Origin of the sequence: Aeromonas taiwanensis (assembly GCF_000820165.1) — a bacterium.
Lineage (GTDB): Bacteria > Pseudomonadota > Gammaproteobacteria > Enterobacterales > Aeromonadaceae > Aeromonas > Aeromonas taiwanensis.
In genome coordinates this window covers 1-8,646 of sequence record NZ_CDDD01000062.1, presented here as the reverse complement: position 1 = coordinate 8,646, position 8,646 = coordinate 1, and the positions used below count along the sequence as shown (strand labels likewise).

Below are 8,646 nucleotides of genomic sequence, written 5' to 3'. Positions count from 1 at the left end.
GTCCCGCCCAAGGCGGACTGACCCCTCATCCAGGACGCCGCCGAGGGGCGGCGTCCCTGCCCTCTTCCCGCATCCAGCCGCGCCAGAACCAAAGTTCGAAGCAGTGCGCCAAAATACGACCCAGGTTTCGAATCCCCCCCCCGCCTCCCCTGTCCTCTCCCCGGGTCGCCCGCCACAATGCAGGCTCCATTCAAGAGGAGAACAAGATGAGCACATTGAGAGCAAGACGCGCCCTGATCACCGGTGGTGCCAGCGGCATCGGGCTGGCCATTGCCGAGGCTCTGGCCAGCCAGGGGGTGGAGCTGGTCCTGGCCTCGCGCCGCCAGGGCTTGCTGGAGCAGGAGGCGGCCAGACTGGAGGCTCGATACGGAGTGAGGGTCATGGCGCTCGCGCTGGATGTGTGTGACGGCGACCAGGTTCGGGACGGATATGCCCAGATCCGGGAGCGGTTCGGCCCAATCGACCTGCTCATCAACAACAGCGGGGTCGGCAGCGACCACCTGGTACAGGATCTGCCGGAGTCGGAGTGGGACAGGGTGATGGACACCTGCGCCAAGGGCACCTTCCTGATGACCCGGGCCTGCCTGCCGGACATGCTGGCCAACCGCCACGGCACCATCATCAACATCGCCTCCCAGGCCGCCAAACACGGTTATGCCAGGGCCAGCGTCTACTGCGCCGCCAAGTTTGCCGTGCTGGGGTTCGCCAGGGCGCTGCGGGAAGAGGTGCAGCACCAGGGCATCCGGGTCCACACCCTCTGCCCGGGCCTGGTTCAGGTACCGCCCCCGGCCTGTCCCGACGAGCGCAAGCCAGGCTGGCTGCAGGTGGAGGATCTCGCCGAGGCCGTGCTCTACACCCTCCGTCAGGGGGCCCATGTCCAGCTCGACGAAATAGGCATGACGGGGATCTGACGAGATATGCCGGGAGTGGGGAAGCGACACTCTGAGATGGGTCACTGAATCGGGCCGGCAAGGGTGCTTAAATGACCCCTTTCCCCTTGCCGGACAGCCCAGTGACCATGTCATCCTCCCCCCTTCCCCCCTCGTCCTGGCCCGAACACCTGCAGGCCTCCTGGCTGCGCTGCGCCCACCAGACCAGCGCCACCCTCTGGCATCCGCCGCACTGTGCCAGGGGGCAGACCCTGCAGAGCCTGCGCCAGCGCAAGCGGGACCTGCTCACCACGGGCGAGATGGCACTAGAGGATCTCTACGAATTCATGGAAGGACGCCCCTGCGCCCTGCTGCTGACCGACGAGAGCGGCTGCCTGCTGGCCCGCACCGGCCACGGCGAGACGCTGAAGGCGCTCGACGCCCTCGGCTTCGGCCCCGGCGCCTTCTTCAGCGAGGGACGCATCGGCACCAACGCCATCAACCTGGCGGCACTGGAGGGGCTCCCCCTCTGCGTCAGTGGCCCCCAGCACTTCAACCAGACCCTGCACCCCTGGCACTGCTGCGCCAGCCCGGTCTACAACAGCGATGGTCGCCAGGTGGCCGTGGTGGCCCTGTTCTGCCGGGTGGAAGAGGCGGCGGCGGGGGATCTGGCGCTCACCGTCAGCGCCGGTCGCGAGCTGGCCCACCTGCTGCAGATGGAGCGCCTGATGCAGGAGTCCCAGCACCACCTGAGCGAGCTCTACGCCCTGCTGGACGGCATGGATGACGGCGTGCTGGCCTGGGATCCCCAGGGCAGGCTGCGCTACCTCAACGCGCTCGCGGCCAGGCGGTTGCGCCTCGATCCGGATGTCTGTCTCGGCCAGCCCCTCGATCACCACCTGCTGCTGCCCCGGCGACTGCGGCTCGCCATCGAGGCCATGACCCCCCTGAGCCACGTGGAGGTGACCCTGGAGAGAACGGGGGAGCAGGCGGGCGAGTTCATCGATGCACTGGTGAGCCTCAAGCCGCTGCCCGGACCGGACGGGGTCGGCTTCATCGCCCTGCTTCACCCCACCGACAGGCTGCGCGCCATCCATCGCCTGCGCCAGACGGTGCCCGAGCTCTCGGCCCTGGTGGGGGAGTCGAGCGCCATGCGCAAGCTGCTGCGCCATGCCCGCCAGGCGGCCCGGGGTCAGGGCCCCATTCTGCTGCGGGGAGAGGAGGAGGTGGGCAAGGCCCAGCTCGCGGAGGCCATCCACTTTGGCAGCGAGCGGGCCGCCGGTCCCCTCGTCACCCTGAACTGCCAGGCGCTGCCGGGCGAGCGGATGGCGCTGGAGCTGATGGGCTCCGATGAAGCCGGGCAGGAGCGGGCCGGCAAGTTCGAACTGGCCCACGGCGGCACGCTGGTGCTGGAGCAGGTGGAGTGTCTGCCCATGCCCATGCAGGCGGCCCTGCTGCAACTGCTCAAGACGGGCCGCATCCAGCGCTTCGACTCGGCCCGCATCCTGCCGCTCAAGGTGAGGATCATCGCGACCAGCAGCGCGCCGCTGGAGCAAAGGGTGCAGGAGGGGCACTTCGGTCGTCAGCTGCTCTATGCGCTGCAGGGGTGCGAGCTGTGGCTGCCGAGCCTGAGGGAGCGCGCCGCCGACCTGCCCGGCCTCATCGCCCAGCAACTGGTGGCGCAGGGGCGCGAGCCGGGACGCCGCTTCAGCCCGGCGGCCCTCGATTGCCTGCTCGCATATCCCTGGCCCGGCAATCTCGGAGAGCTGCGCAGCGCCATCGAGTACGCCCTGCTCCACAGCAATGACGAGGCTATCTTGCCACAGGCGCTGCCGGCGGCCATCTGCCAAGGCCATCCCCCCGCGTCGGCGGATGCCATGGGGCAACCTCTGCTCTCCCTGGCAGAGCTGGAGCGTCAGGCCATCTTGCGCTGCGCCCACACCAGCAAGGGGCAGGTCAGCCTGATGGCACGCCAGCTCGGGATCAGCCGCACCACACTGTGGCGGCGCCTGAAACGGCTCGACATGGATCTGGCCGACTACCAGAGCTGAGACGTGCTGGCCCAGAAAACACAACGGGCCCCGTCATGACGGAGCCCGTTGTGTTGAGTCAGCCACTCAGTCGCCGAAGCGCGCCTCGGCCAGTTCTTTAAAGCTGGTCAGGGCAGCCTCGGCATCCTCCCCCCTGGCCAGCAGGATCAGGCGATCCCCCTGACGCACGTCCAGCATGGTGAGCCGGGTCAGGCTGCGGGGATTGGCTTCTTTCTCCCCCTTTTGCAGTTTCAACTCGGCGGTGAAGGGCTTGAGGGCGGCCACCAGGCGGGCGGCCGGTCTCACGTGCAGGCCGTGGGGATTGTCTACCACCACCTCGCAGCGCAGCCAGCCATCGTCAGGGGTGGAAGCGAACTCGACGACCTCGGGTTCGGTTTTGCCCGGCAGCATCGCCTGTTTCGGGCCCAGGCCGCCGAGGGCCTCGGCGGCCACCTCGTCCAGTGTCAGGCCGGAGCCGGCCGCTACCACGGCGGCCAGAGTGCCCTCGACCAGAGGGGCCGGGCAGAGCCGCACCCGGGCACTCAGCTCGGGGGGCAGCAGTTCGAGGGCGGTCTCGGCGCTCAGGAGAGCGCTACCCAAGTCCATCAGCACCAGCACGCCGCTGCCGCCATCCGCTTCTTCAATCGCACTCATCACGGCGATGGCGTCGGTGCCGATGGGGTGGTCGGGGTCATCGACTCCGGCCGCCAGCAGCAGTTTTGCCGGGCTGCCCAGCTGATCGGCCAGCGCTTTCAAGCCGGCCGCAAGCTGGGCGCTGTGAGAGACCACTACGATTCCGATCATGTTTACAGCCTCGCTCTGTCGCGCAGGGCGGTCAGCAGCAGCAGGGTCGAGGTGGCCCCCGCATCCTGATGGCCGATGCTGCGCTCGCCAAGATAGCTGGCGCGCCCCTTGCGGGCCTGCATCTGGATGGTGGCCTCGGCGCCGGCCGCGGCGGCGGCCACCGCCTTGTCCAGCGCCTCGGGCAGCGGCAAGCCTTGCTGCTCCGCCTGCTGCAGGGCGGCCAGGGCGGGCCACCAGGCGTCGCACATAGTCTTGTCGCCCGGCTCGGCGCGGCCGCGGGAGACGATCCCCTCGACCCCGTCGCTCAACATCTTGCCGAGCTGGCCGAGGGTCAGGCTCTGGCAGGCATCGCTGCTGGCCGCGGCCCGGATGAAGAAGGTGCCGTAGAGCGGGCCGCTGGCGCCGCCGACCGAGGAGAGCAGGGTCATGCCGGTGGTTTTCAGCACCTGGCCGATGTCCTTGTCCGCCACCGCCGGCAGCTTCTCGGCCACCTTGGCGAAGCCGCGTTGCATGTTGAGGCCGTGGTCGCCGTCGCCGATGTCGGTATCAAGCGCCGTGAGGTAGTCACGCTGATCGGTGAAGATGTGCTCGCAGTCGAGCAGCCAGTTGACAATTTGATGCTTGCTTAACATGGACATTCCTTAGCAGCCGCGACGCAGGGCGGGGGTGTGAACGGGGGCATCCCACAGGGTCATCAGCTCGTCATCCACCTTGAGCAGGGTGATGGAGATGCCGGTCATGTCGAGGGAGGTGCAGTAGGGGCCGATGAGGTTGCGCACCAGATGGATGCCCGCCTCCTCACACAGGGCGGCGAGCCGACCATAGACGCCGTAGAGCTCGGAGATCGGCGTGCCCCCCAGGCTGTTGACCAGGGCGATGACCCGGTCGCCCTTGTTGAACGGCTCGATAAAGGTGTGCTCCTCCTGCCAGCTGCCGGAGGCTCTGTCCCAGTGGCGCAGGGTGCGACCATAGGGGCTGTTGTCGACCAGCTCCTTGAACATGTCGTCCACCAGGGCATTGAGGTCGGTGAAGGGGCGGCGCTCGATGCCCGGCTCGCCGTGGATGCCGACCCCGAATTCCACCTCGTTGTCCGCCAGGGTGAAGGAGGGCTTACCGGCGGCGGGAACTGTGCAGGCGTGCATGGCCACGCCTATAGTGCGGCTCTGGTTGTTGACGCGACGGGCCAGCGCCTCGCAGCGCGCCAGATCATAGCCCGCCTCGGCGGCGGCACCGACCAGCTTCTCGCACAGCACGGTCGTGGCGACACCGCGGCGACCCGCGGTGTAGAGGCTGTCTTTCACCGCCACGTCGTCATCGATGAGGGAGAACCCCACCTTGATACCATCGCCGTGCAGCAGCTCGACCGCGGTCTCGAAGTTGAGCACGTCGCCGGTGTAGTTCTTCACCAGAAACAGCACGCCGGCACCGCCATCGACCGCCTGGCCACACTCGTACATCTGATCCGGCGTGGGGGAGGTGAAGATCTCGCCTGGGCAGGCACCATCCAGCATCCCCATGCCTACCAGACCGCCGTGCATGGGCTCGTGGCCACTGCCGCCGCCGGAAACCAGCGCCACTTTGCCCGCCACGGGGGCATCGGCTCGGGTGATGTAGTGGGGTTCGATACACACCTTGAGCTCGGGATGGGCCGCCGCCATCCCCATCAGCTGTTCACGGACCACGGCATCGACGGCATTGATCAGTTTCTTCATGGCTCACTCCTTGGCTTGCCACCGCACGGGCAGGCAGATGGTTGATGGAGCCAGTCTAGCGGCAGAAGAGGAGATAAAAATGACAGCCGCTTTGGTTCGAATTTGAAACAAAAAAGCGGGGCGACACGTTTCAATCTGAAACGATAAGTGTGGCAACGAGGCAGAACTGTTAGCCGCCTCACACCCATGAAAAGGGCTATGTCCCAATTACGTGTTGCATGGGGCGCCCTAGCGCCTCATGTAAACACATCTTGATGTTTACCTCCCTGCCGTAACGTTCCAGCATTCTGCGCCAGCCCAGATAATTCTTCAGGTAGTGGGTCGCGACTCCATGGAATCGCTCCATCCACTCCTTCAACCGCCGGTGATATCCGTTCACATGCTGGATGTGGTATGCCCCAATCACTCGCTCACCTCGACGGTTGTGCACCACCTGATAGGTTATGCCCCGCGCTTGGCTGAAACTGGCATAGACTCCCGCACCATCACTGCAGAGCACGGCATCGGGCGCGATGAGTGGCTGCAACACTGCTTTCACCGTCTGCGCATCCAGCCTTTCCAGCTGAAAGTCGGCTTGGTGGCCCGCCCTGTCCTGCACCACCATCACTGGGATGTAATCCCGTCCGGTCCCCCGGGTGCGCCCTTTCCCGCCACGATGTCTTGCCGGGCGAGGCAACCCTCGCTGCCCCTTGAACGATTCGAGGAAGAAGGTTTCATCCACTTCCACGATGCCTTCTTCCCGTGTTGCCTGGTGACTTGCTATCGCCTTCAGGAAACGGTGACGCCACAAGAAGGCTGTGTTCTTGCAAACACCGCAGCGGACGGCGGCCTGACGGACAGTGAGTCCATCAATGAGGGCCTGGGCGTAGTCCTCCCAATGCTCAGCCTTGCGTAATCTTGCCAAAGGCGTCTTGGTGAGGAGGGAGCTGGTCCGCCGACACTGCTTGCAACGGTAACGACGCAGCCCACGGCTCCAGCCCCAGGGGGCTAGCTGGGTGGTATCCGCCTGACAGTGGGGACAGCCGCAGCATGTGGGTAACTGGGCATGGAGGGACGTAATCGGGTGTGGAGCGGAGAGCTCATGCTGAGCGACACGGCGCTGACGCAGGGTAAGTAATGGAAAGAGGGACAACAGGTGTTGGAAGGCTGGGGTATCCATGATGAAGGTCCTCGCGGTGATGACCTACTTCCAGATTAGCCTTCCAACACATAATTGGGACAGCGCCATGAAAAAGGGCCCCCACAGGAGCCCTCTTCGATAACCGGAGGTATTAGATGGCCCAGCCACCGGCGTAGAAGATCACCAGCGCCACGGCGATGATGACGGTGCCGATATTGAGCTTTTTCCACTCGGCGGCAAACAGGCGGCCGATCACCAGCGCTACGAAGCCCAGCATGATGCCGGTGACGATGTTGCAGGTCAGCACGATGAAGACGGCGCACAGCATGCCGGAGAGGGCATCTACCGAGTCGTTGAAATCCAGCTTGGTGACGTTGCCCAGCATCAGCAGACCCACGTACATCAGGGCCGGTGCGGTGGCGTAGGCCGGTACCAGATAGCTCAACGGGGAGAGGAAGATCATCAACAGGAACAGCACGCCAACCAGGGTGGCGGTCAGACCCGTCTTGCCACCGGCGGCAGTGCCTGCGGCAGATTCGATGTAGACGGCAGCCGGTGCACCACCGACGGCGCCTGCCACCATGCTGCTGACGGAGTCGGCGGTCAGGGCCTTGCCGCCGCTGATGATGTGGCCGCGCTCGTTGATGAGACCGGCCTGGCCAGCCACAGCACGGATGGTGCCGGTGGCGTCAAACACGGCGGTCATCACCAGCGCCAGCACGGTCGGAATGACGACCGGGTTGAGAGCGCCCAGCACATCCATGCTGCCCACCAGGGAACCCTTCTCACCGGTCAGGCTCGGCATGGCGAAGAAGCCCTGCCAGGTCACTTTCGGGTCGAAGATGAGGCCCAGCACGGAGATGGCGATGATCACCATCAGGATACCGCCCGGTACCTTGCGACGCTCCAGACCGAAGATGGCGGCCAGACCCAGCACCGTCATGACGACGGGGAAGGCGGTCACTTCACCAAGTTGGACCGGCAGGCCGGCCCCTTCATTCTTGATCACCATGCCGACACCGTTGGTGGCGATCAGCAGCAGGAACAAACCGATACCGATGCCGGTGCCGTGAGCGATGCCGGAAGGAAGGTTGTCCAGGATCCACTGGCGCACGCCGGTGACGCTGATCAGGGTGAACAGCACCCCCATCAGGAAGATGGCGCCCAGCGCCACCGGGATGCTCAGCCCCTGCCCCAGCACCAGGCTGAAGGCGGTAAAGGCAGTGAGGGAGATGGCACAACCGATGGCCATCGGCAGCTTGGCCCACAGCCCCATCAGCAGGGAGCCAAAGGCGGCGATCAAACAGGTAGCCACAAACACCGGGCCCTGCTCAAAACCGGCAGCACCCAGCATGTTCGGCACCACTATGATGCTGTAGACCATGGCCAGGAAGGTGGTCAGCCCTGCGACCAGTTCCTGGCGCACGGTACTACCACGCTGGGTGATGGAAAAATAGGAGTCCAGAAATCCGCCGTTGCCGGTACGGGCCGTCATTTCTTGCGTTGCCATAACTCATCCTGAAAGTGTGAAGGAAATCGTTTGCGTAATGGCGCGCAAAATAGCAAGAATTTGGCGAAATTACAGCGGATCAGCCACCATTTTCCCGAACTTTTCCATTTACAGCTTCAATGGAAACCACAACTTGTGTGCAGAGGTCTCACCATCAGCCTCTACACTCTTAAGTAATCACCCGCCCATCCACCGGAGAGAAGCCCATGCACACAGGCAATCTGCTTGGCAAGATCCCCTCCCCCCTGCCCAATGAAGTGTTCACGGATCTGGTCAGCACCAACCACTTTCGCATCGAACGCATCCTCTCTCTGGGACATCAGACCCCTTCTGGGGAGTGGTTCGATCAGGATGAACACGAATGGGTACTGCTGGTACAGGGCGAGGCCATCTTGGTCTTCATCACACCGGATACCGGGGAACAGGAGCGTGCACATCTGGGGCCAGGGGACTACATCAATATCCCCGCCCACCTTCAGCACAGGGTGGAGTGGACCCATCCTACCGAAGCCACCGTCTGGCTCTGCATCTATTACTAGTGAGGGACTCCCAGTCGGGAAGGAGCAGGATATGGAATCGAACAGAAAAGAAAAAAGCCCAG

The 8,646-nt window shown here is 64.6% G+C and carries 8 protein-coding genes; 3 read left to right on the top strand and 5 right to left on the bottom strand.

Annotation, left to right across the window (positions count from 1 at the left end; all coding sequences use genetic code 11):
* Positions 1-206 precede the first annotated feature (206 nt).
* The gene (locus BN1136_RS11785) at positions 207-911 is read left to right on the top strand and encodes an SDR family oxidoreductase (protein WP_043762535.1); all 705 of its coding nucleotides are present in this window, start codon (positions 207-209) and stop codon (positions 909-911) included.
* A gap of 107 nt (positions 912-1,018) precedes the next feature.
* Positions 1,019-2,920 carry a dihydroxyacetone kinase operon transcriptional regulator DhaR gene (gene dhaR / locus BN1136_RS11780; RefSeq protein WP_043762534.1) on the top strand — a complete coding sequence of 634 codons (1,902 nt, stop codon included), beginning with the start codon at positions 1,019-1,021 and terminating at the stop codon, positions 2,918-2,920.
* A 66-nt stretch (positions 2,921-2,986) separates the two neighbouring features.
* Here dhaR and dhaM read toward each other — a convergent pair whose 3' ends face one another.
* The 5 genes from dhaM to BN1136_RS11755 all read right to left on the bottom strand — a co-directional run bounded on the left by dhaM (position 2,987) and on the right by BN1136_RS11755 (position 8,045).
* Positions 2,987-3,703, bottom strand: coding sequence for a dihydroxyacetone kinase phosphoryl donor subunit DhaM (gene dhaM, locus BN1136_RS11775; protein WP_043762533.1), 717 nt, complete (start codon positions 3,701-3,703; stop codon positions 2,987-2,989).
* A 2-nt stretch (positions 3,704-3,705) separates the two neighbouring features.
* The gene (gene dhaL, locus BN1136_RS11770; protein ID WP_043762531.1) at positions 3,706-4,335 is read right to left on the bottom strand and encodes a dihydroxyacetone kinase subunit DhaL; all 630 of its coding nucleotides are present in this window, start codon (positions 4,333-4,335) and stop codon (positions 3,706-3,708) included.
* Between the two features lie 9 nt (positions 4,336-4,344).
* Entirely contained in the window at positions 4,345-5,415 is a 1,071-nt protein-coding gene (gene dhaK, locus BN1136_RS11765) for a dihydroxyacetone kinase subunit DhaK (RefSeq protein ID WP_043762529.1), read from the bottom strand.
* Positions 5,416-5,611: 196 nt separating this feature from the next.
* Positions 5,612-6,574, bottom strand: coding sequence for an IS1595 family transposase (locus BN1136_RS11760; protein WP_043762526.1), 963 nt, complete (start codon positions 6,572-6,574; stop codon positions 5,612-5,614).
* 112 nt (positions 6,575-6,686) lie between these two features.
* Positions 6,687-8,045, bottom strand: coding sequence for an NCS2 family permease (locus BN1136_RS11755; protein ID WP_043762524.1), 1,359 nt, complete (start codon positions 8,043-8,045; stop codon positions 6,687-6,689).
* A gap of 206 nt (positions 8,046-8,251) precedes the next feature.
* On the opposite strand from BN1136_RS11755, the gene BN1136_RS11750 reads away from it, so the two are divergent.
* Positions 8,252-8,584: a cupin domain-containing protein gene (locus BN1136_RS11750; protein WP_043762523.1), complete on the top strand. Its 333-nt coding sequence runs from the start codon at positions 8,252-8,254 to the stop codon at positions 8,582-8,584.
* Positions 8,585-8,646: the final 62 nt, after the last annotated feature.